Below are 22,025 nucleotides of genomic sequence, written 5' to 3'. Positions count from 1 at the left end.
CCATGACGGACCGGGAGCGTCCGCTCGATCTGCGGCTGGTGCCGTCGGCGGCGGCGTGCTGGGCGGTGACCCTCGTCGGGCTGCTCGCCGGGTGGCGGCCGGCGATGGTCGTCGCGATCGCGCTGGCCGGGGTGGGCACGCTCGCGGCGGCCCTGCTGGTGTGGCGGCGTGGTCGTGCCACACGGCCAGTGCTGATCGACGTCGGCGTGGTGGTCGTGGCCGCGGCACTGCTCGGTGCGGGCTTCGCCGCCGCTATCGCTGTGCGCGCCCACGCGGTGGCGGTCCACCCGCTCGTCCACAAGGCTGCCACCGGCGCTTCCGCCACCCTCACCGTCGTCCTCGCCGACGATCCGAAGCCGTTGCGCAGTAAAGGGTTCGGCGGGAGTCGTCAGCTGATGATCCGGGGGTCGCTGCAGTCCGTGGCCGACGGGCGGGCCACGACGCGCGTGGGCGGCGCGGTGCTGGTGTTCGCCGAGGCGCCGCAGTGGGAGGACCTGCTGCCCGGACAGCGGGTGACGCTGCGCGGACGTCTCGCCGTGCCCGAGCGCAGCGACCTCACGGTCGCCGTGGTGCGAGCGACGGGCCCACCGGTGAGCGTGGACCCGCCGTCGACGATCGAACGCTGGGCCGGAGGCGTCCGGGCCCGGCTCGCGGCCGCGGCCACGGCCGCCCTGCCGTCCGACCAGGCCGGCCTGCTGCCCGGCCTGGTCGTCGGCGACACGTCCGCGCTGCCGCAGCAGACGAAGGACGCGTTCACCGCGGCCGGGCTCTCGCACCTCACCGCCGTGTCCGGCGCGAACGTCAGCATCGTGCTGGGTGCCGTACTGCTGGTGGTGCGAGGGATCGGGATCGGCCCGCGCGCCGGGGCGGTACTGGCGGGTGTGGCCCTCGCCGCGTTCGTCGTCATCGCGCGCCCTTCGCCGAGCGTGCTCCGTGCCGCCGCGATGGGCTGCGTCGCGTTGCTGGCGTTGGTGACCGGGCGCGGCAAGCAGGCGATCCCCGCCCTCGCCGCCTCCGTCATCGTGTTGCTCGCGTTGTTCCCCTCGCTCGCAGTCGACTTCGGATTCGCGCTGTCGGTGGTCGCGACGGCCGGGTTGGTGATCGTCGCGCCCGTCCTGGTGGACTGGCTGCGGAAACGAGGTTGGCCGCGGTGGCTCGCCGAGATGTGTGCGGTCGCGGTCGCGGCCTTCGCGGTCACGGCGCCGGTCGTGGCGGCGATGTCGGGCACGGTCAGCGTCGTGTCGATCGTCGCGAACATCCTCGTCGCGCCCGTCGTGGCTCCGATCACCGTGGTCGGCGCCGTGGCCGCGATCGTGGCCGTGGCGTGGGTGCCCGCAGCCGTGCTCCTCGTACGAATCGCGAGCCCGCCGCTGTGGTGGCTGCTCCAGGTCGCCGACAGGGCGGCCGCGGTCCCCGGCGGAACGATCGCCGTGGCGGGTGGGCTGACAGGGGCGGTGGTGGTCGCTGTCGTGCTGGCCGTCGCAGCGTTGGTCGCGCGCCACCCGTGGTCGCGCCGAATCCTGTTGGCGCTCACGGTCGGCGTCGCCGCGGTGTGGGTGCCGACGCGGGTGTACTCGCCGGGCTGGCCTGCCGACGGTTGGGCGTTCGTCGCCTGCGATGTCGGGCAGGGCGACGGACTGGTGCTGTCGACGGGCGACGGTCGCGCGGTGGTCGTCGACGCCGGTCCGGATCCGGGCCCGATGGACCGATGCCTGCGACGCCTCGGCATCGACGAGATCGCGCTGGTGATCGTCACCCACCTCCATGCGGATCACTACGGGGGACTCGACGGTGTGCTCGACGGGCGCGCCGTGGGCGCGATCGCGATCGGTCCGTCGAATCTGCCCGGCGGCGGGTTCCGCTTCGTGTCGGGGGCCGCGGCGCGCGCCGGCGTCTCGCTGGTGCGCCTCGAGCCGGGACGCGATCTGGTGCTGGGCCAACTGCGCCTGCAGGTGCTCGGTCCGTTGGTGCCGACGCCGCGCACCGAGGAGGCTGCGGACGACGCCGCCAACGACACCTCGCTGGTCGTCAGGGCGTCCACGCCGGCCGGCACCGTCCTGCTGACCGGTGACGTGGAGGCAGCGGGCCAGCGTGCGCTGCTGCGGTCCGGGGTGTCGCTGCGTGCCGACGTGCTCAAGCTGCCGCACCACGGATCACGCACGACGGCACCGGAATTCATTGCCGCGGTGCGCCCCCGCCTGGCCGTGATCAGCGTCGGCGCCGGCAACCCGTTCGGGCACCCTAATCCCGGCATCGTCGACCGGCTCACCGCATCGGGGGCGGTGACGATGCGCACCGATGTGGACGGCGACGTCGCGGTGGTGCGATCCGGGTCCGGGGCACTTGCGGTGGTGGGGCGTTCCCATGGGACCATCGTCCGGTGAGCACCTCTACCCGCCCCGATCCGCTCCAGCTCGTTCTCGGCGACGAGGAGTTGTTGGTCGAGCGTGCGGTCGCGTCGGTGATCGGCGCGGTGCGCGCGGCGGCGGGCCCGGCCGGGGACGACATCCCGGTGTCGCGCCTGCGTGCCGGTGACGCGAGCGCCCCGGAGTTGGCCGAACTGCTCAGCCCGTCGCTGTTCGCGGAGGACCGCGTCGTGGTGCTCGAGGCCGCTGCGGAAGCAGGTAAGGACGCGGTCGCGCTGGTCCAGGACGCCGCCGCGGACCTGCCCGAGGGCGTGGTGCTGGTCGTGCTGCACTCCGGCGCCGGTCGCGCGAAGGCGATGGCGGGGGTGCTGCAGAAGTCCGGTGCCACCGTCCACCAGTGCGCCAAGCTGAAGGCGGGCGAACGCGTGGACTTCGTGCGCGGCGAGTTCCGCACCGCCGGCGTCCGGGTGTCGCCGGAGGTGATCGAACTCGTCGTCGAGGCCGTCGGCTCCGACCTGCGCGAGCTCGCCGCGGCCTGTTCGCAGTTGGTCGCCGACACCGGCGGGAAGATCGACGCCGGAGCCGTCCAGCGCTACTACTCGGGCAAGGCTGAGGTGTCGGGGTTCGACGTCGCGGACAAGGCGGTGACCGGCGACCGGCGCGGCGCGATGGAGGCGTTGCGGTGGGCGATGCACCGCGGAGTGGCGCACGTCCTGCTCGCCGATGCGCTCGCCGACGCCGTGCACACGATCGCGCGGGTCGGCTCGGCGGGACGTGGCGATCCGTTCCGGATGGCGTCCGAGCTTGGCATGCCGCCGTGGAAGATCAAGAAGGCTCAGGGCCAGGCGCGAGGCTGGGATCCCGCGTCGATCGGCGAGGCGCTCCAGGTGGTCGCCAAGCTCAACGCCGATGTGAAGGGCCAGGCCGCCGACGCCGATTACGCCGTCGAGTGGGCTGTGCAGCGCGTCGCGTCCTTGCACAGCGGTCGCTGACCGCACGACGCATCTCTCCCTCGCACGGGCCGTACCCGGTCGGCGACGGTGTGTCCGTTCGACCGGAACATGGCGCCCAGAACAAGAACTAGCCCCCCGATCGATGATCGGGGGGCTAGTTCTACAGAGCTTGCGACGGTGGAACCGTCAGAAACTTGTCAGAGAGAGTTGGCGACCTTCGCGAGCGCCGACTTCTTGTTGGCGGCCTGGTTGGCGTGGATGACGCCCTTGCCGGCTGCCTTGTCGAGCTTGCGGCTGGTGGCGACGAGGAGCTCGCCGGCCTTGTCCTTGTCACCGGCTGCCGCGGCCTCGCGGAAGGAACGGATCGCCGTACGCAGCGAGGACTTGACCGACTGGTTGCGGAGTCGGTTGCGCTCGTTGGTGCGGATCCGCTTCACCTGGGACTTGATGTTGGCCACGCGTAAAATCCTGTCGTCTTTGCGGGTTTCTGTCGAAAAGCTCTGGGCACACGTATGTACCGACCGACGACACTACCAGCACCCACTCCGCGAACTCAAACCGGTGGGTGTGCGCTGCCGGGGAAGAGGTGCCCGCACCTGCGGTGGAAGCGGCCGAGAACGGGACTCGAGGCGTTCGGGCGCCGCCCGAATCGGGTCGACGGATCCGGTGCTCCGGCATACCGATTCGGACTCGGACACGCTCCTGCGCACGCCAGATCACGCAAAGCAGACCAACTTGTACGTAAGGTCCCGATCGACAGCTCTATCAACTGCGGGTTCGAGAGGTGGGTGTATGTCAACAGCACAGGAAATTGCGGAAAAGGAAGAGATTTCGGATCTCAAGAAGTACTTGGCGGAAGGTATCGGCACTTTCGTCCTGGTCTTCTCTGCGATCGGAACGGCGGTATTCGCCGGGGCCAAGGTCGGTCAGCTCGGGATCGCGCTCGCGTTCGGTCTGACGCTGATGTTCCTGGTCTACTCGATCGGCCCGATCTCGGGCTGCCACGTGAACCCGGCGGTGACGCTCGGTCACCTCATCCTCGGCCGCATCAGCGGTGCGAAGGCGGGCATCTACATGGCCGCTCAGGTGGTCGGCGGTCTCGCGGCCGCGTTGGCGGTCTACACGATCGCCCAGAGCCTGCCCACCTACAACCGTGCCGCGGACGGCCTCGCTGCCAACGGTTGGGGTGTGCACAGCCCCTCGGCCGAGACCGGTCCGCTGGGCCAGCTCGTGCTGCCGGGCTACGGCATCGGTGCCGCGATGACGGTGGAGATCCTTCTGACGGCGCTGCTCGTCTTCGTGGTGCTGGCGTCCACCGACCAGCTTTCGGACGTTCCGCTCGCAGGTGTCTCGATCGGATTCACGCTTGCGGTGATCCACTTGATCTCGATCCCGATCGACAACACGTCGGTCAACCCGGCCCGCAGCTTCGCGGTCGCGCCGTTCCAGGACGGGGCGATGGCGCAGGTGTGGCTGTTCATCGTGTTCCCGCTGATCGGTGGCGCGCTGGGTGCGGTCATCTACCGCGCCATCTTCGGACGGTTCAACCGCCTCAACGACTGACACGGACAGTGAGGGGCCCGGCACGCCGCCGACGGTGTGCCGGGCCTCTCTCGTGTTTCGGTTTTTCGGTTCGATCAGGTCCAGCTGTAATCGGAGCGCAGGCGCGTGGCGACGACGTCGAAGCGGTCACGGTCGAGGATGGCGCCCTCGCGTCGGATGCCGGCCTCGGGAACGTCGAGCACCCGGTCCAGCCGTACCCAGCTGGGCCGGTTCTCGGCGTCCCACGATCCGGCGCCCAGCGGGAGCCAGTTGCGGTCGTCGTCCCGGCCGCTGTTCGACGACAACATCAGCCCGAGGAGCGTGTCCCCGTCGCGGCCGACGACGAGGACGGGGCGGTCCTTCCCCTGGGTCGGGTCCTCCTCGTAGGCGACCCACGTCCACACGATCTCGCCCGGGTCGGCCCGGCCGTCGAGGCTCGGGGCGTATTCGATCCGACGCGCACGGTGCGCGGTGGGCGCGGAGTTGCGTGATACCGGACGCCCCGGTGTGACCGAGGGGTTCGGCGCCCCGGCGATCGCCTCGGTCGCGCGTTTGACCGGCCCGGTGTTCTGAAGCTGCCGAAGCAGTTTCGGGCCCTGCCGGACGGCGTAGTCGCCGAGCTTCCTGCCGATGCTGCCCCACGTGCTCGCCATGGGGCCGAGCTTAGTTGCGTCTCGGTCCCGGTCAGGTGCACGTCGCGGTGCCGGGCATGTTCGAAAGTGCACCGATGTAACTCGGACGGAAGGTTGTGGCGATGAACCGGTGACGGATTCGGTTCGACCGATTCGTCGTGGAGGTTTTCGAACATCGGGGAGGATGGACCGAAATGTTTCATGATGAAGGCGTTGCCGTACTTCTCGACAACTCAGCTGGACCGGAGGGTCTTCCACGTATTCGCTGACTGTCCGCGGGGGAGTCGCATCCGCGGATTCGATCGCGCGCCGGGGCGAGGGCCGTCGTATCGCCCGCACTCGTTGTGCGAGCTGTGTCGGGTGCTCGACGATTCGGCCGACGGGTGGGCGTCCAGTGCGTGAACGGTGGTCTGGTCGGCTCACGCACCGTCTTCGGTGCGCCCAGTGCTTCTGTGGTGGCGCCGCGGGTCGCTTCTCCTCGTTCTCAGGAAGCGACCGATCACTGCGGCGCTTCCCCCGATCGCGATCAGGAGGGCAACGCCCGCGACCACGAGATACAGGGTCTCCGACGTCTGCGAGTAGGGTGTGCGGTCCACGGCATCGAGGCCGAGCCGGACGACGACGGCGCCGGCAATCCAACAGAGCACTACGAGGATCGCTGCGGTGACCGTTCGTCTCACGGCAGGACATGCTAGGTGGTGAACAGGGCCGCTGCTCGATGCGCAAGTTCCTTCGCCTCGCCACCGATTCTCGAGGAGGCGGCCGTCCGATCGTGGCTCGGTACCGTGTTCTCGAGTCGACCGCCATGACCCTGGATGTGTACGCGCACCTGTGGCCAGGGGATGATGGGTGGGCACGGGACGCGGTGGATGCCGGACCGGGCCGATGTCGGTGCGCGAGTGAGACGAGGGAATTGGGCTTGAGCAGCAACTTTGCGGAGAAGACGTTCACGGATCCGTCGAAGATCCGGAACTTCTGCATCATCGCGCACATCGACCACGGCAAGTCGACGCTCGCCGACCGGATGCTGCAGCTCACCGGTGTCGTCGAGGAGCGCGCGATGCGCGCGCAGTACCTCGACCGCATGGACATCGAGCGAGAGCGCGGCATCACCATCAAGGCGCAGAACGTGCGTCTGCCGTGGACGGTCGAGAACGAGGACGGTACGACCGAACAGATCGTGCTGCACCTGATCGACACGCCCGGCCATGTCGACTTCACGTACGAGGTCTCTCGCGCGCTCGAGGCCTGTGAGGGCGCGGTGCTGCTCGTCGACGCCGCCCAGGGCATCGAGGCGCAGACCCTGGCCAACCTGTACCTGGCGATGGAGAAGGACCTCACCATCATCCCGGTGCTCAACAAGATCGACCTGCCCGCCGCCGACCCCGAGCGATACGCCGCCGAGATCGCGCACATCGTCGGTTGCGAACCCGAGGACGTGCTGAAGGTCTCCGGCAAGACCGGTGTCGGTGTGAAGGAGCTGCTCGACGAGGTCGTCAAGCAGGTGCCCGCCCCGGTGGGCGACGCGGACGGTCCGGCGCGCGCGATGATCTTCGACTCCGTGTACGACGCGTACCGCGGCGTCGTCACCTACGTGCGTGTGGTGGACGGCAAGATCCGTCCCCGCGAGAAGATCACGATGATGTCGACGGGAACCACGCACGAACTGCTCGAGGTGGGCATCATCTCGCCCGAGCCCAAGCCCACCACCGGCCTCGGCGTCGGCGAGGTCGGCTATCTGATCACCGGTGTCAAGGACGTGCGGCAGTCGCGGGTCGGCGACACGGTCACCACCTTCCGCAACGGCGCGTCCGAGCCGTTGACCGGTTACCGCGACCCCAAGCCGATGGTCTACTCCGGCCTGTACCCGATGGACGGCTCCGACTACCCGGTGCTGCGCGACGCGCTGGACAAGCTGCGGCTCAACGACGCGGCGCTGGCCTACGAGCCGGAAACCTCGGTGGCCCTCGGTTTCGGCTTCCGCTGTGGCTTCCTCGGCCTGCTGCACATGGAGATCACCCGGGACCGACTCGAGCGCGAGTTCGGCCTCGACCTCATCTCCACCGCACCGAACGTGGTGTACCGAGTGGTGATGGAGGACGGCTCCGAGCACGAGGTGACCAACCCGTCGTACTGGCCGGAGGGCAAGGTGCGCGAGGTGTACGAGCCGATGGCCAAGTGCACCGTCATCGCGCCGAGTGAGTACACCGGCGCGATCATGGAGCTGTGTCAGTCCCGACGCGGTGAGCTCGGGGGCATGGACTATCTCTCGGAGACCCGCGTCGAGCTGCGCTACACGCTGCCGATGGGCGAGATCATGTTCGACTTCTTCGACGCTCTCAAGTCGCGGACCAAGGGCTACGCCAGCCTCGACTACGAGGAGTCGGGTGAGCAGCAGTCCGCGCTGGTGAAGGTGGACATCCTGCTGCAGGGCGAGACCGTCGACGCGTTCAGTGCGATCGTGCACAAGGACGCCGCGTTCGCCTACGGCAACAAGATGACCACCAAGCTGCGCGAGCTGATCCCGCGTCAGCAGTTCGAGGTGCCGATCCAGGCCGCGATCGGCTCGAAGATCATTGCGCGCGAGAACATTCGCGCGATCCGCAAGGACGTGCTCGCCAAGTGCTACGGCGGCGACATCAGCCGTAAGCGCAAGCTGCTCGAGAAGCAGAAGGAGGGCAAGAAGCGGATGAAGACCATCGGTCGCGTCGAGGTCCCGCAGGAGGCCTTCGTGGCGGCGCTGTCGAACGAGTCGGTGGCGGACAAGCCCAAGGGCAAGTAGGAGGACACTCGATGATCGGCACCTGGTTGACCCGTGAGCTCGGGTTGGAGGTGCCGATCTTCGGTGCCCCTATGGGCGGACGCGCCGGCGGTCGACTGGCCGGTGAGGTGACCCGGGCCGGCGGCCTCGGTCTGCTCGGCGCCGCCCGGTACGCCACTCCGGACTGGATCGCGGAGGAGTCCGCGATCGCGCGGGAGATCGGCCTCGGTCTGCTCGGCATCGGGCTGATGACGTGGTCCCTCGACGTCGACGACACCCTGCTGGACGCGGCGTTGGCCGAGAAGCCGCGCGTGGTGTCGCTGTCGTTCGGCGATCCGGCCCCGTAGTCGCGCGGGTCCACGCGGCCGGTGCGCTGGCCGTCTCACAGGTGAACACGATCGACGACCTGCGGGTGGTCGAGCGGGCGGGCGTCGACTTCGTCATCGCGCAGGGCGGTGAGGCGGGCGGTCACACCGGACGCATCGGCACGTTGCCGCTGCTGCAGGAGGTGCTCGACGCGACGACGCTGCCGGTGCTCGCCGCCGGCGGGATCGGAACGGGTCGCGGGTTGGCCGCGGTGATCGCCGCCGGCGCCGAGGGCGCGATGATCGGCACCGCGCTGCTCGCCAGCCCCGAGACGATCGGCCCGGAGTACGCGCAGCGGAAACTGATCGAGGCCGGCAGCGCCGACACTGTCTATACGTCGATCTTCGACCAGGCGCGCGACCAGCCGTGGCCGACGCGCTGGGGCGGCCGGGCGCTGGCAAACGACTACACCGCGCAGTGGGACGGCAAGGGCGCCGACAATCAAACCCTCGCTGCCGCTTACAATCCCGCAGACAGTGACCAGGGGGTCGTGTACGCGGGCGAGGCCGCGGGACTGGTGACCGAGATGCGCCCGGCCGGTGACGTGGTGCGGTCGATCGCGGCGGACGCCGAGGAACTGCTGCGCCGCGCCTTCACCACCCCGTGAGCTACTCGGGTCGGTGACAGACCGCCTCGACGTTGTTTCCGTCGGGGTCGCGGACGAACGCGCCGTAGTAGCCGGGGTGGTACTCCGGCCACTCGCGCGGTTCGTGCAGCACCTCGGCCCCGGCCTCGACAGCGGCGGCGAAGAACGCGTCCACCGCGGCCCGGGTGTCGGTTCGGAACGCGATGTGGTTCTCGCGGAAGCCGGCATCGGCGGGGACCAGCGGGCTGATCCAGAAGTCGGGCTCCGGCGGCACGCCGTACCCGATGACCGGGCCGTACTCCTTGATTCGAACCGCGCCGAGCGGTTCGAGCACCTTGTCGTAGAACGCCGCGCTCGCTGCGGTGTCGGCGCATTGGACTCCCAGATGATCAAGCATGCGCCGATGGTGACACAGGTCACCGACAGTCGTGCAGTTCGACGACTGATGTCAGGACGGTCCGTGCGCGGGCTGGAAGGTCCCGGTGTGGCCGGACTCCTCGGCGCGGATGACGTGCACGACGGCGTTGATGAGCGCCAGGTGGGTGAACGCCTGCGGGAAGTTGCCCAGGTGTCGGCCCGTCTTGGGGTCGATCTCCTCGCCGTAGAGCTTGAGAGGGCTCGCGAACGCGAGGAGCCGCTCGCACAAGTCCTTGGCCCGCTTCACCTCGCCGATCTCGACGAGCGCCGACACCAGCCAGAACGAGCAGATCGTGAACGTGCCCTCCTTGCCGGACAGGCCGTCGTCGGTGGACTCGACCCGGTAGCGGAGCACCAGGCCGTCCTCGGTGAGCTCGTCGGCGATCGCCAGGACCGTGGCCCGGACGCGGGGATCGTCGGCGGGCAGGAACCGCAGCAGCGGCGCCAACAGCAGCGAGGCATCGAGGGACGGGTGCCCGTAGCGCTGCGTCAACACCCCGCGCTCGTCGACGCCGTGCTCGAGGACGTCGGCCTTGACGTCGTCGGCGATCTCGCTCCACTGCGTCGCATAGGCCTTCTCGCCGTGCAGTGTGGCGAGCTTGGCGCCGCGGTCGAGTGCCACCCAGCACATGATCTTCGACGACGTGAAGTGCTGCGGCTCGCCGCGCACCTCCCAGATCCCACGGTCGGGCTCGCGCCAATGCTCGACGACCTCCTCGATCTGCCGTTGGAGCAGCGGCCACAGCGTCTCGGGGACCTGGTCGCGCGACCGGACATGCAGGTACACCGAGTCGAGCAGGGTGCCCCAGATGTCGTGCTGGTTCTGGTTGTAGGCGCCGTTGCCGATCCGCACGGGCAGGGCCCCGTCGTACCCCTTGAGGTGGCTGAGCTCCTCTTCGACGAGGGTGTGCTCGCCGCCGACGCCGTACATCACCTGCAATGGGGCCGGGTCGCCGTTGTCCGACTGTGCGGAGTCGAAGATGAAGGAGAAGAAGTCGTTGGCCTCACGATCGAGCCCGAGGGTGTAGAGCCCCCAGAGCGCGAACGTCGAATCCCGCACCCACGCGTACCGATAGTCCCAGTTACGTTCGCCGCCGGGGGTTTCCGGCAGCGACGTGGTGGGTGCGGCGAGCAGGGCTCCGGTCGGTGCGTAGGTCAGACCCTTGAGGGTCAGCGCACTGCTCTGCAGGTGGCTCCGCCACGGGTGGTCGGGGAATCGCCCGATCGTCACCCATTGCCGCCAGCACTCGGTGGTCTGCCACATCTTGTCGGCGGCTTCGGCGAACGTCTGCGGGGCCGTCAACTCCGACCACGACAGTGCCACGAACGCGTCGTCGCCCTCCACCATGCGAGTGCGGGCGCGAGCCTCGCGGCCCTCGAGCCCGAGACGCAGGTTCGACGTCAATCGGAGCGTCGGATACTCGCCGTCGCCGCCGGCGCGGCTGGTTGCGCTGGCCTCCTCGTAGACCTTGCCGGTGTACTCCCAGTAAGCCGGGGCGCGGTGGTAGTCGAACGCGGGCTCGCAGCTCATCTCCAACTCGACGGTGCCGCTCACACACTTCACGGTCCGCAACAGGATGTGTTCGGCGTCCCAGTCCGACGGTGTGCGACGGCGCGTGGGGGAGCGCTGTTCGTTGGCGTGCCACGGGCCCATCACGAGGGCGTCGCGCACGATCAGCCAGCCGGTCTGGGTCTGCCACGTGGTCTCCAGGATCAGCCCACCCGGTAGGTAGCGCCGCGCCGACGGTACGTTCTGGCCGTACGGTCCGATCCGGAAGTGCCCGGCGCTGCGGTCGAGTATCGCGCCGAACACGCTGGGGGAGTCGGGGCGCGGGAGGCACATCCACTCGACGGCGCCGTTGCGTGCGACCAGGCAGTTCGTCTCGCAATCCGAGAGGAATGCGTAGTCGTCGATCGGGGGGAAGGCGCTGCGACGCTTCGGTGCCACCTCGTCGGAGTCCGCCGTCGGAGTCGTGACGGGCTGGTCGGCCTGAGTCGTCATCAGATTTTGGGCGCCGAAGCTCCCTCGTTCACGGGGGAGAGGAAGCGCCATTCTCCTTACTGTCGGTGGTGTTGGCTAGGTTGCCGTGTATGGGGGAGGTCGTGCGGTACACGTTCCGGTTGCGCCCGGGTGCGCAGGCGGAGCGTGCGCTGAGCGAGGAGTGGCATCGGTGCCGGTTCCTGTGGAACGAGGCTGTCCACCAGCAGAAGTCGGGCGGGCGGCCGACGTTCGGGAAGTTGTCGAAGCTGTTGACGGCGGCGCGGTCCCGCAATCCGTGGCTGCGCGACGGTTCTCAGGTGGCGCAGCAGCAGATGTTGCGGACGTATGCGCAGGCGTTGGAACAGTCGTTCGCGGTGAAGGGTCGTGGTCGGCCGGCGTTCAAGTCCCGCAAGAAGTCGTTGTTGTCGTTGGAGTACACGCGCCGGGGGTTCAAGGTCCGCGACGGCCGACTGGTACTCCCGAAGGGCGTCAGCATGCCGGTGGTGTGGTCGCGGGAGCTGCCGTCCGAGCCGACCAGTGTCCGCATCACCAGGGATTCGCTCGGGCACTGGTACGCCTCGTTCGTGGTTCGCCGCGACGTACCCGCCGCTCCGGAGGCTACCGCCGGGATCGGTGTCGATTGGGGTGTGGCTACCACCGCCACGATGACGGACAGTGAGTTCGATCTGCGGTATCTCGGGCACCGCAAACGGTGCGCCGCGGAACTCGCCAAAGCGCAGCGAAAGATGGCCAGCCGCCACACCGGCAAACGCGGACCCCAATCCAAGGGCTACCAGCGTGCGAAAAGGAAGGCGGCCAGGCTGCATAAGAAGGCGGCCCGCCAAACCCAGCATGACAGCCGGGTGTGGGCGAAGAAGGTCGTCGAGACCCATGAGTTGATTGCGATCGAGGACTTCACGCCGAAGTTCCTCGCCAAGTCGACGATGGCGCGTAAGGCCGCGGATGCTGCGATCGGTGCGGCGAAACGGGAGTTGATCGAGCGTGGTGTGCGGGCCGGCCGGAGGGTGGTGTTGGTGCGGCCCGCCTATACGACGATGACGTGTTCGGGTTGTTTCGCGAGAGCCAAGCAGCGACTCGGACTCGGGGAACGAACTTTCCGATGTACGGCCTGCCGGTATTCCGCGGGGCGGGATCGGAACGCTGCCGGGGTGATCCTGGCTGTGGCAGAACGCGGCCACACAGGTGTCGACGACGTCGGACAATCGGATCACCTCCTCCGGGTGGATGGTCCGGTTGCGGTCTGAGCTTGGAATCTCCTGCCTTCAGGAAGGGGAAGCTTTAACACCTCATCATCGACCCGTCCGTCCGTCCGCGTCCACCGTTCGCCGGCGCGGCGCGATTCCCATCGCTCGGCACCCGGACGAACGTCTGTTACTCTCTGCGGCGTGTCTGCTGCCATCGCCCACCGCGTCCGCCACCAGTTGGCGTTGATTGCCGTCGGTGATCTGGCAGTCGCGGACATTCACTGTTGCTGACGCGAGTCCAGGCGTTCGCCCTCGCGCAGGTACTGGTCTGCGCCGCAGACTGATTCGTCGCGCATCTCCGCTCACCACGGGTTGTGTCCCGTGTGTACGGATCGTTCGAACGCCGTCATACTCCAGGACATGTGTCCGCATCGTGCGTTCCCACGCTTTTCCATGCGTTCGGTAGCCCGGCATGCGCCGGGCCGCTTTCGCATACGTCATCGACTCCACCCGTCAGCCTGGTAGGAAGGCAATCCCCATGAGGCATCGTTCCCGTTCGTTCCTGACCGCCCTCGTCGCGATCGGAGCCGTCGCTCTGACCGCGTGCAGTGGCGGCTCGAGTGATGTCGTCGGCGGTGGCGAGACCGTCGCCGACGGCAGCGGCGGCACGATCAACCTGTTCGCGTACGCGGTCCCCAAGCCCGGCTACGACAAGGTCACCGCGGCCTTCGCCGAGACCGAGGAGGGCAAGGGTGTGCGGTTCAATCCGTCGTACGGTGCCTCCGGTGACCAGTCGCGGAAGGTGAAGGACGGCGCGCAGGCCGACTTCGTCAATTTCTCGGTCGAGCCCGACATCACCCGTCTGGTCGACGCGGGACTGGTCGACAAGGACTGGAACAGCGACGCGTACAAGGGAATTCCGTTCGGCTCTGTCGTGACGATCGTCGTCCGCAAGGGCAATCCCGAGAACATCCGGGACTGGGACGACCTGCTTCGTCCCGGCATCGAGGTCGTGACCCCGAACCCGTTCAGCTCCGGGTCGGCGAAGTGGAACCTGTTGGCGCCGTATGCCGCCAAGAGTGACGGCGGCAAGAATCCGCAGGCCGGTCTCGACTACCTCGACAAGCTGGTGGGCGAGCACGTGAAGGTGCAGCCGAAGTCGGGTCGTGAGGCCACCGAGACGTTCCTGCAGGGCACCGGCGACGTGCTTCTCAGCTACGAGAACGAAGCGCTGTTCACCGAGCGGAACGGGGACCCGGTGGAGCACGTCACCCCGCCCGTGACGTTCAAGATCGAGAACCCTGCCGCGGTCATCTCGAACAGCCGGAACATTGCCCAGGCGACCGCGTTCCGCGACTACCTGTATACCCCCGAGGCGCAGAGGCTGTGGGCGGAGGCTGGCTTCCGCCCCGTCGATCCGGCCGTCGCGAAGGAGTTCGCGGCGGACTTCCCGGAGCCGCAGAAGTTGTGGACCATCGCCGACCTCGGTGGCTGGTCCACCGTCGATGCGGAACTGTTCAAGCAGGGGACCGGCAGCATCGCCGTCATCTACGAGAACGCGACGAAGTAGGACCGCAACCGCCGACGTGCGGTGTCGGCGACCGAACGAGGTGGCAGTTGCACCGTGTTCGGTCGCCGCGTGCGCAGCGGCTAGGGTGGTCGGGTGGATCAATTCGCGAGCTGGTGGGACGGCGCTGAACTGTGGGTCGCCGGCCTGCCGTTCATCCCCCAGGTCGTCCTGGTGCTCGCGGTGATGATCCCAGCCTGCTTCGGTATCGCCTGGTTGCTCGACCGCGTGCTGTCCGCGGTGTTCGCCGCGGTCGGTCGTGCCGAATCGGTCGGTTCCGATGGCGGCGCGGACGCGCACACTACGGTGGAGGGTTCTTGATGCCACGCTCACGCGTGACCTTGGCGCTGATCGCGCTGATCATCCTGGTCGTCATCGCCTGGTACTTCACCCGCTGACCCGGCACACCACCTGAGTCGCACGCCGCAGACCGCTCAGTTCGGGCGCTGTCGATGGCTCTGCTAAAGTCGGCCGCGTGTCTGAAGTAGTCGCTCACCAGGTCCGCCATGAATTGGCGTTGATCGCTGTGGGCCGACTCGCAGTCGCCGACATCGACTGTTGTTGATTCCGGCCCCGGTGTTCGCTCTGCGGTGACACGTGCGTTCGGTCCGAACGCGTCGCCTTTCTGTAGACCCTCCGCTCAGCGGTGCGTGCGCTGCGAACACCTCCCCATCTCAGGGCCTCTGGCTACCCGACCGTACGGTCGGGTCGATCTCGCGCGAGCTCTTCTGCATTTGCCGGCACTGTAGGAAGGTAAATCCCTATGAACCATCGGTCCCGTTCGTTCCTGGCCGCGTTCGTCGCGGCCGGAACCGTCGCTCTCACCGGGTGTAGCGGTGGGTCGAGTGACGTCATGGGCGGTGCCGACGTGGGGGCCGACGGCAGCGGCGGGACGATCAACCTGTTCGCGTACGGCGTCCCGAAGCCCGGCTATGACAAGGTCACCGCGGCGTTCGCCGAGACCGACGGCGGCAGGGGCGTGCGGTTCAATCCGTCGTACGGCGCCTCCGGTGACCAGTCGCGGAAGGTGAAGGACGGCGCGCAGGCCGATCTGGTGAGCTTTTCGGTCGAGCCCGAGATCACCCGCCTCGTCGAGGCGGGACTGGTCGACAAGAGCTGGAACGAGAACGATTACGGCGGAGTCCCGTTCGGGTCGGTGGTCACCCTCGTCGTCCGCAAGGGCAATCCCGAGAACATCCGGGACTGGAACGACCTGCTGCGTCCCGGGATCGAGGTCGTGACCCCGAACCCGTTCAGTTCCGGCTCGGCCAAGTGGAACCTGTTGGCGCCCTACGCCGCCGCCAGCGACGGCGGGAAGAACCCGCAGGCCGGTCTCGACTACCTGCAGAAGCTGGTGGGCGAGCACGTGAAGGTGCAGCCGAAGTCGGGTCGTGAGGCCACCGAGATGTTCCTGCAGGGCACCGGCGACGTGCTGCTCAGCTACGAGAACGAGGCGTTGTTCACCGAACGCAAGGGCGATCCGGTGGAGCATGTCACCCCGCCGGTGACGTTCAAGGTGGAAAACCCGGTCGCAGTGGTCTCCACCGGCCGGAACGCGTCCACCGCGATCACGTTCCGCGACTACCTGTACACCCCGCAGGCACAACGACAGTGGGCTGAGGCCGGGTTCCGGCCCGTCGACGCCGCCGTCATGACCGAGTACGCGGCCGGGTTCCCGGAGCCGCAGAAGCTGTGGACCGTCGCCGATCTCGGTGGCTGGGACACCGTCGACCAGGATCTGTTCGAGCAGGACTCGGGCCGGATCGCCGCCATCTACGAGAACGCGACGAAGTGATGACGACAGTGACGACACAGCCGACGGAACCGTCGACGCAGACTGCACCACCGCCACCACGACCGCAGGGGCGCTTCCGACGCAAACTCGCCGTCACCGGGGCGGTCGGCCCGTTGGGAATCGGGATCGCCGCGTTGTGGCTCAGCGTCATCGTGCTGCTGCCGCTGGCGGCGCTCACCGTCACGTCGTTCGAGGACGGGTGGGCCGGATTTTGGGACGCGATCATCGCACCCGGCGCGCTCGCCGCGCTGCGGGTGACAGTGGTGGTCTCGGTGATCGTCGCGCTCGTCAACGTCGTGATGGGCACGCTGATCGCCTGGGTGCTGGTGCGCGACGAGTTCCCCGGCAAGCGAATCATCAACGCGTTCATCGACCTACCGTTCGCGCTGCCCACGATCGTGGCGAGCATCGTGCTGCTGTCGCTGTACGGGCCGCAGAGCCCGATCGGGGTGCACCTCAATGCGACCCAGCCGGGCCTGATCGTGGCGCTGGCCTTCGTGACCCTGCCGTTCGTCGTCCGATCGGTGCAGCCGGTACTGATGGAGGCGGACCGCGAGGTGGAGGAGGCTGCCGCATCGCTCGGTGCGAACAACTGGACCATCTTTCGCTCTGTGGTCCTGCCGACGCTGGCGCCGGCGGTCATCAGCGGTGCCGGACTGGCCTTCGCCCGCGCCATCGGTGAGTACGGATCGGTGGTGCTGATCGGCGGCAACATCCCCCGGGAGACGCAGGTGGCGTCGCAGTACATCCAGCAGCAGATCGAGATCGACCGTCCGGTCAGCGCCGCCGCGGTGTCGGTGACGCTGTTGGCGATCGCGTTCGTCACGCTGCTCGTCCTGCGAATCTTCGCGGCCCGCAACCAGCGCCGAGAGGAGAATGCGCAGTGAAGATCTCACCCATGGCGCGGATCGGTCTCCGGACGGTCGTGCTGGCGTACCTGTTCGTGCTGCTGCTCATGCCGATCGCGGTCATCCTGTACCGCACGTTCGAGCACGGCTTCGTCGCGTTCTACCAAGCGGTCAGCACCCCGGCCGCGATCTCGGCCCTGAACATGTCGCTGCTCATCGTCGCCATCGTCGTCCCGATCAACGTCGTGTTCGGCATCGTCACGGCGCTGGCGCTCGTGCGGGGACGGTTCCCGGGCCGTGGGCTCCTGCAGTCGGTGGTGGACCTGCCGTTCGCGGTGTCGCCCATCGTCGTCGGTGTGTCGCTCATCCTGCTGTGGGGCGCCAACGGATGGTTCGGCGGAATCGAATCGACGGGATTCAAGGTGATCTTCGGGTTGCCCGGCATGGTGATCGCGACGATCTTCGTCACGCTCCCGTTCGTGGTGCGTGAAGTCGAACCGGTCCTGCACGAGATCGGTGAGGAACAGGAACAGGCCGCCGCGACGCTGGGTGCGTCCAAGTGGCAGACGTTCACTCGGATCACCCTGCCCGCCATCCGCTGGGGCCTGACCTACGGCATCGTGCTCACCGTCGCCCGCGCGCTCGGCGAGTTCGGCGCCGTCATCATGGTCTCGTCCGGCATCCCCGGTCAGTCACAGACGCTGACTCTGCTCGTGCACTCGCGATACATCGACGACCACAACTCCTTCGGGGCGTACTCGGCAGCCACACTGCTGATGGGGCTCGCCCTGATCACCCTGCTGCTGATGACTCTGCTCGACCGCAAGAGGAGCACGACATGATTACCGTGACCAGTGCGCGCAAGAACTACGGCGATTTCGCTGCGCTCGACGATGTCACCCTCGACATTCCGTCGGGTTCGCTGACGGCGCTGCTGGGCCCCAGCGGCTCGGGCAAGTCGACCCTGCTGCGGTCGATCGCCGGGCTCGAGCATCCCGACTCGGGCACCATCACCATCGCCGGCAAGGACGTGACCGGGGTGCCGCCGCAGAAGCGCGACATCGGTTTCGTGTTCCAGCACTACGCGGCGTTCAAGCACATGACGGTGCGCGACAACGTGGCGTTCGGACTGAAGATTCGCAAGCGGCCCAAGGCGGAGATCGCCAAGAAGGTCGACGAACTGCTCGGCATCGTCGGGCTGGACGGCTTCCAGCACCGGTACCCGGCGCAGCTGTCCGGTGGCCAGCGTCAGCGCATGGCGTTGGCGCGAGCGCTGGCGGTGGACCCGCAGGTGCTGCTGCTCGACGAGCCGTTCGGCGCGCTGGACGCGAAGGTGCGTGACGACCTGCGGACGTGGCTGCGCCGCCTGCACGACGAGGTCCACGTGACGACGGTCCTGGTCACCCACGACCAGGAGGAGGCGCTCGACGTCGCGGACCGGATCGCCGTGCTCAACAAGGGGCGGATCGAGCAGGTCGGCACCCCGCAGGAGCTGTACGACACCCCGGCCAACGACTTCGTGATGTCGTTCCTCGGGCCGGTCGCCCGCCTCAACGGGCAGCTGGTCCGCCCGCACGATCTGCGTCTGGACCGCAACCAGCTGCCACAGTCGTTCGCGGCCACCGTGTCCCGCGTGGTGCACCTCGGCTTCGAGGTGCGCGTCGAGCTGCAGCCCAAGACCGGCGCCCAGGAACTCTCGGCGCAGATCACGCGCAGCGACGCCGAGGCGCTCGGGCTGCGCGAGGGCGAGACCGTGTACGTGCGGCCCAGCGACATCGCCGGCTGACCCGCCGAGCAACGACGAAAGCCCGGTTCCCTCATGTGGAACCGGGCTTTCGTCGTTGTACGAGCGGTTCAGGATCCGAGCGAACCGAACGGCAACGAGCCGCTGCCGCCTTCGGGTGCGGCCGGGTAGTCGGGGTCGAGTTCACGCATCAGTTCGAAGGCGGCGCCGTCCGTGGCCACCGAGTCCGAGCCGTTCGCCATCACCGTCACGCCCCATCCCTCGGACGGCATCAGGTAGGTGGCACTGGTCGTTCCCGAGGCGCCCCCGTTCTTGAACGCGTAGGGACGGTCGACTCCGTTCTGCGCGGGGAAGAGCTGCCACGCCATGCCCATCTGCATGTTCGGCATGTTGGCCGGCGCCACACCCGCGATCGGCTCGAGCATCGACTGCAGGACCGGTACCAGCGGGTCGTCCCCGTAGCCGAGCGTGGCCGCGACCCACTTCGCCATGTCGGACGCCGTGCTGATCAGTCCACCGCCGCCGGCGAGCGCGCCGGTGTTGTACCAGAGGTCGGTCGGGCTGCCGTTCGAGTAGGGCACCGCCAGATCCGCTGTGGGGCTCTCGATGACGGTTCCAGTCATGCCGAGCGGCCCGGTCAGCTCACCCTGCACGACGTCGGCGAAGCGGGGCTCGGCGTGTCCCGGCTCGTACGCGTCCGCCATCAGGGTGCCCAGGGCGCCGAAGCCGAAATCGGAGTAGAGCCAGGTGGATCCCGGCGCGTCGGCCAGCGCGCCCGGCGCCTCCAGCCCCTCCCACAGCAGGGTGCGTTTGTACAGCGCCTTCGCGTCCGAGCACCCGTGGACGCCGCCGCCCGGGCAGCCCGCGTTCAGGTTGCCGGGATCGTCGGTGAGTCCCGAACGGTGCGTGACGAGGTCTCCGAGCGTGATGGCGTTGTCGTCCATCGTCGGGAACGTGACGTCCTGCTCGTAGTCCTGCGCGAGGTCGTCGAGGTCGGAGTGCCCCTCGGTGATCCGCTTGGCGAGGAGAGCGGCGGTGAACGTCTTGGTCTCCGAGGCGATCTCGAACTGCGTCTGCGGGCCGACCGGGCGGTGTCGCTCCTTGTCCGCCATCCCGAAGTAGTACGTGGTGGTGATCGCCTCGTCGGGCTTGTTCGGGTTGCGCTTGACGATCGCGATCGACATGCCGGGTGCACTCTGTCCGACGACCTTCGATGCGGCTCGGGCCACGGTGCGCGTCTCCCACCCGTTACCGGTCGACGATCCCGCGTTCGGGACGGGAATCACGGCGGAGGCAGTGGGTGCGAGGGTCGCGGCGAGCACCAGGCATGTCGCGGTCGCCAGAGCGGCGACGCCGGACCCTCGGTACGGGCGGCGGAGAGTCGGTTGCATGATCACGAGAGTAAATCCGAGGTAAGGCTTTTCTTCAGATTTCTCCCGCAGCGGTCGTGGCGGACCCGCGCCCGAACGAACGTTGGATCAGGGGAGTGCGGTCCAGGCGCTCACGCAGTGGTACGTGCCGTTCTGGTACACCAGCGGTGCCGCGAGGGAGTCGGCGTCGTGGATCTCGTCCACGGCGGCTGTCACGACCAGTGCCGGTCCGACCTCGGTACGCGTGAGCGGGGCACAGCGCAGCACTGTGCCGGTGCCGTGCAGGAGTGGCTCGCCGGATCCCAGTGTCGACCAGGCCGTGTCGACGCCGAACCGGGTGCTGCCGGCCGCCGCGAACCGGCGGGCCAGCGCGACGTTGTCGGCGGTGAGCAGATGCACGAGGACGCTCGAAGCCGTGGCGATCTCGGCGGCCGAACCCCGCAGTGCCTGCAGCGAGAAACCGAGCACCGCGGGGTCGGCGGAGATCGACGCGACCGAAGACGACGTGATCCCGACCGGGCCGGTGGCCCCGTGCGCGGTGATGATCGCGACGCCCGCGGGGTGACCCCGGAACGCGCGGCGGAACTGGTCGCCGAGCCGTGTCGTCGCTGCTGCAGTCGTCAACGCGGATTCCTTTGCCGGTGGATTCTGTACAGCCCTGACGCTAGAACCTCGAGCTAACTCGAGGTAAAGGGAATGTGCTCGACGTCATGGCGCGCAGGTCATACGATCGCCGGCATGACGACGCTTCCGACCGCCATCGGCAAGCCTGCGACCCGGGCACTGCAGGAGGCCGGCATCACGACGCTCGACGCCGTCGCGCAGCACTCCACGAAGGAGTTGCTCGCTCTGCACGGTGTGGGGCCCAAGGCGATCCGGGTGCTCACGGACGCACTCGGCGAGCAGGGCTTGGCGTTCCGCCGCGTCGATCAGCGGTAGCGCTCGGCGAGCGCGGTGCCGATCGCAGCGAGGTGGTCCCGCACGCCCTGAGGGCTGGTGACGTCGAGCCATTCGACGAGTCCGGCGAGGTGGCCGGCGAGCCCGTATTCGCTCGGTCCGCGGATCACGACGGTGATGCGGCCGTCGTCGGTGGTGCCGCCTATGTCGAGGTCGGCGCCGACCGCGATTCGGAGCAGGTCGATTCCGTCGGGCGCGCAGGTCGCGCGGATCTCGACAGGCGATCGCCTGCGGTCGACTTCGTCTGCGATCTGGCGCCAGCTCTCGGCGAGGTCGAAGTCCGCCGGGCGGTGGACGGGGTCGCCGGTCGGGCCGGCGGATGAGACGCGGTCGATCCGGAAGGTTCGCCGGCCCGACTCGGCCTGGGCGACGAGGTACCAGGACGGGCCCTTGGCGACGACGCCCAGCGGGTGGACGGTCCTCTCGGTCTCGGCGCCTTGGCTGTCGACGTACCCGAGCCGCACCTGGACGCCGCGGATCACGGCGTCTTGCAGGTCGTCGAGGAAGTGAGGGGGTTGCTGATCGATACGAGTCGCGCCCCATTGTTGCGGGTCCAGGACCCGCGAGGATGCCGCGGCCTCGGCGTGGGCGCGGAACGGTTCCGGCAGGGCGCGAACGAGTTTGCGCAGAGCGGACTTCACGGGCGGGGTCGCCGCCGAGGCGGGCCCGGCGACGAGGAACAGGGCGCGGGCCTCGCTCTCTGTCAGGCCGGACAGATCGGTGCGGCCGCCGCCGAGGAGCCGCCAGCCGCCGCCTCGACCCTGAAGCGAGTACACCGGGATGCCGCTCATGGCGAGGGCGTCGAGATCGCGGCGTGCGGTGCGTTCGGAGACCTCGAGTTCCTTCGCGACTTCTGCGGCCGTGACCTGCTCGCGCCGCTGCAGCATGAGCAGGATCGCCACCAGACGGTCAGTTCGCATGCTGACAACATTCGC

At 68.3% G+C, this 22,025-nt stretch carries 21 protein-coding genes and 1 pseudogene; 15 read left to right on the top strand and 7 right to left on the bottom strand.

Annotated features, from left to right (window positions below):
* Positions 1–2: 2 nt before the first annotated feature.
* Positions 3–2,384, top strand: a complete 2,382-nt coding sequence (locus ACQ5DX_RS13960) for a ComEC/Rec2 family competence protein (protein WP_430333185.1) — start codon at positions 3–5, stop codon at positions 2,382–2,384.
* Positions 2,381–3,358, top strand: coding sequence for a DNA polymerase III subunit delta (holA, locus tag ACQ5DX_RS13955; RefSeq protein ID WP_430333184.1), 978 nt, complete (start codon positions 2,381–2,383; stop codon positions 3,356–3,358). The genes ACQ5DX_RS13960 and holA overlap by 4 nt, the downstream gene beginning before the upstream one ends.
* Positions 3,359–3,516: 158 nt before the next feature.
* Here the strand turns inward: holA and rpsT are convergent, their stop codons facing one another.
* Positions 3,517–3,777 (bottom strand): 30S ribosomal protein S20, encoded by a 261-nt coding sequence (rpsT, locus tag ACQ5DX_RS13950; protein ID WP_430333183.1) that lies wholly within the window; start codon positions 3,775–3,777, stop codon positions 3,517–3,519.
* Between the two features lie 334 nt (positions 3,778–4,111).
* Between rpsT and ACQ5DX_RS13945 the strand changes: the two genes are divergently transcribed.
* A complete protein-coding gene (locus tag ACQ5DX_RS13945; RefSeq protein WP_430333182.1) occupies positions 4,112–4,882 on the top strand; it encodes an aquaporin in 771 nt (256 codons plus the stop codon).
* Positions 4,883–4,956: 74 nt separating this feature from the next.
* On the opposite strand, the gene ACQ5DX_RS13940 is transcribed toward ACQ5DX_RS13945, so the two are convergent.
* The gene (locus tag ACQ5DX_RS13940; protein WP_430333181.1) at positions 4,957–5,514 is read right to left on the bottom strand and encodes a type II toxin-antitoxin system PemK/MazF family toxin; all 558 of its coding nucleotides are present in this window, start codon (positions 5,512–5,514) and stop codon (positions 4,957–4,959) included.
* Between the two features lie 784 nt (positions 5,515–6,298).
* Here ACQ5DX_RS13940 and lepA point away from each other — a divergent pair.
* Together lepA and ACQ5DX_RS13930 are read left to right on the top strand one after the other, a co-directional pair.
* Entirely contained in the window at positions 6,299–8,275 is a 1,977-nt protein-coding gene (lepA, locus tag ACQ5DX_RS13935; protein ID WP_430335658.1) for a translation elongation factor 4, read from the top strand.
* Positions 8,276–8,286: 11 nt separating this feature from the next.
* Positions 8,287–9,227 (top strand): annotated as a pseudogene (locus tag ACQ5DX_RS13930) (NAD(P)H-dependent flavin oxidoreductase).
* A gap of 1 nt (position 9,228) precedes the next feature.
* On the opposite strand, the gene ACQ5DX_RS13925 reads toward ACQ5DX_RS13930, so the two are convergent.
* Together ACQ5DX_RS13925 and ACQ5DX_RS13920 are read right to left on the bottom strand one after the other, a co-directional pair.
* Positions 9,229–9,603 (bottom strand): VOC family protein, encoded by a 375-nt coding sequence (locus tag ACQ5DX_RS13925; protein WP_430333180.1) that lies wholly within the window; start codon positions 9,601–9,603, stop codon positions 9,229–9,231.
* A 51-nt stretch (positions 9,604–9,654) separates the two neighbouring features.
* Positions 9,655–11,625 carry a glycoside hydrolase family 15 protein gene (locus ACQ5DX_RS13920; RefSeq protein ID WP_430335657.1) on the bottom strand — a complete coding sequence of 657 codons (1,971 nt, stop codon included), beginning with the start codon at positions 11,623–11,625 and terminating at the stop codon, positions 9,655–9,657.
* An 89-nt stretch (positions 11,626–11,714) separates the two neighbouring features.
* Here ACQ5DX_RS13920 and ACQ5DX_RS13915 point away from each other — a divergent pair, with 89 nt between their 5' ends.
* The 9 genes from ACQ5DX_RS13915 (at position 11,715) to ACQ5DX_RS13875 (ending at position 18,805) form a co-directional block, all read left to right on the top strand.
* Positions 11,715–12,869 (top strand): RNA-guided endonuclease InsQ/TnpB family protein, encoded by a 1,155-nt coding sequence (locus ACQ5DX_RS13915; RefSeq protein WP_430333179.1) that lies wholly within the window; start codon positions 11,715–11,717, stop codon positions 12,867–12,869.
* Positions 12,870–13,010: 141 nt separating this feature from the next.
* Positions 13,011–13,100: an Ms4533A family Cys-rich leader peptide gene (locus tag ACQ5DX_RS13910; RefSeq protein ID WP_430333178.1), complete on the top strand. Its 90-nt coding sequence runs from the start codon at positions 13,011–13,013 to the stop codon at positions 13,098–13,100.
* 247 nt (positions 13,101–13,347) lie between these two features.
* A complete protein-coding gene (locus ACQ5DX_RS13905) occupies positions 13,348–14,379 on the top strand; it encodes a sulfate ABC transporter substrate-binding protein (RefSeq protein WP_430333177.1) in 1,032 nt (343 codons plus the stop codon).
* Between the two features lie 93 nt (positions 14,380–14,472).
* Positions 14,473–14,697 (top strand): hypothetical protein, encoded by a 225-nt coding sequence (locus tag ACQ5DX_RS13900; RefSeq protein WP_430333176.1) that lies wholly within the window; start codon positions 14,473–14,475, stop codon positions 14,695–14,697.
* Positions 14,698–14,851: 154 nt separating this feature from the next.
* The gene (locus ACQ5DX_RS13895) at positions 14,852–14,941 is read left to right on the top strand and encodes an Ms4533A family Cys-rich leader peptide (RefSeq protein ID WP_430333175.1); all 90 of its coding nucleotides are present in this window, start codon (positions 14,852–14,854) and stop codon (positions 14,939–14,941) included.
* Positions 14,942–15,139: 198 nt separating this feature from the next.
* Positions 15,140–16,171 carry a sulfate ABC transporter substrate-binding protein gene (locus tag ACQ5DX_RS13890; protein ID WP_430333174.1) on the top strand — a complete coding sequence of 344 codons (1,032 nt, stop codon included), beginning with the start codon at positions 15,140–15,142 and terminating at the stop codon, positions 16,169–16,171.
* Positions 16,171–17,058 carry a sulfate ABC transporter permease subunit CysT gene (gene cysT, locus ACQ5DX_RS13885; RefSeq protein ID WP_430333173.1) on the top strand — a complete coding sequence of 296 codons (888 nt, stop codon included), beginning with the start codon at positions 16,171–16,173 and terminating at the stop codon, positions 17,056–17,058. The genes ACQ5DX_RS13890 and cysT overlap by 1 nt, the downstream gene beginning before the upstream one ends.
* Before the next feature lie 11 nt (positions 17,059–17,069).
* On the top strand, positions 17,070–17,861 hold the full coding sequence (gene cysW, locus ACQ5DX_RS13880) for a sulfate ABC transporter permease subunit CysW (RefSeq protein WP_430335656.1): 792 nt from the start codon (positions 17,070–17,072) through the stop codon (positions 17,859–17,861).
* Complete coding sequence (locus ACQ5DX_RS13875; protein ID WP_430333172.1) at positions 17,858–18,805, top strand: sulfate/molybdate ABC transporter ATP-binding protein; 948 nt, start codon at positions 17,858–17,860, stop codon at positions 18,803–18,805. The genes cysW and ACQ5DX_RS13875 overlap by 4 nt, the downstream gene beginning before the upstream one ends.
* Before the next feature lie 68 nt (positions 18,806–18,873).
* Here ACQ5DX_RS13875 and ACQ5DX_RS13870 read toward each other — a convergent pair whose 3' ends face one another.
* On the bottom strand, positions 18,874–20,154 hold the full coding sequence (locus ACQ5DX_RS13870) for a serine hydrolase domain-containing protein (protein WP_430333171.1): 1,281 nt from the start codon (positions 20,152–20,154) through the stop codon (positions 18,874–18,876).
* Positions 20,155–20,241: 87 nt separating this feature from the next.
* The gene (locus ACQ5DX_RS13865; RefSeq protein WP_430333170.1) at positions 20,242–20,757 is read right to left on the bottom strand and encodes a flavin reductase family protein; all 516 of its coding nucleotides are present in this window, start codon (positions 20,755–20,757) and stop codon (positions 20,242–20,244) included.
* A gap of 114 nt (positions 20,758–20,871) precedes the next feature.
* Between ACQ5DX_RS13865 and ACQ5DX_RS13860 the strand changes: the two genes are divergently transcribed.
* A complete protein-coding gene (locus ACQ5DX_RS13860; protein ID WP_430333169.1) occupies positions 20,872–21,072 on the top strand; it encodes a hypothetical protein in 201 nt (66 codons plus the stop codon).
* Here the strand turns inward: ACQ5DX_RS13860 and ACQ5DX_RS13855 are convergent.
* Positions 21,063–22,010, bottom strand: coding sequence for a helix-turn-helix transcriptional regulator (locus ACQ5DX_RS13855; RefSeq protein WP_430333168.1), 948 nt, complete (start codon positions 22,008–22,010; stop codon positions 21,063–21,065). The genes ACQ5DX_RS13860 and ACQ5DX_RS13855 overlap by 10 nt on opposite strands.
* Between the last annotated feature and the right edge of the window lie 15 nt (positions 22,011–22,025).

This window comes from Rhodococcus sp. ACT016 (genome assembly GCF_050477185.1).
GTDB lineage: Bacteria > Actinomycetota > Actinomycetes > Mycobacteriales > Mycobacteriaceae > Prescottella.
The sequence above is the reverse complement of the archived record's forward strand: the minus strand, read 5'-3'. Positions and strand labels throughout refer to the sequence as shown.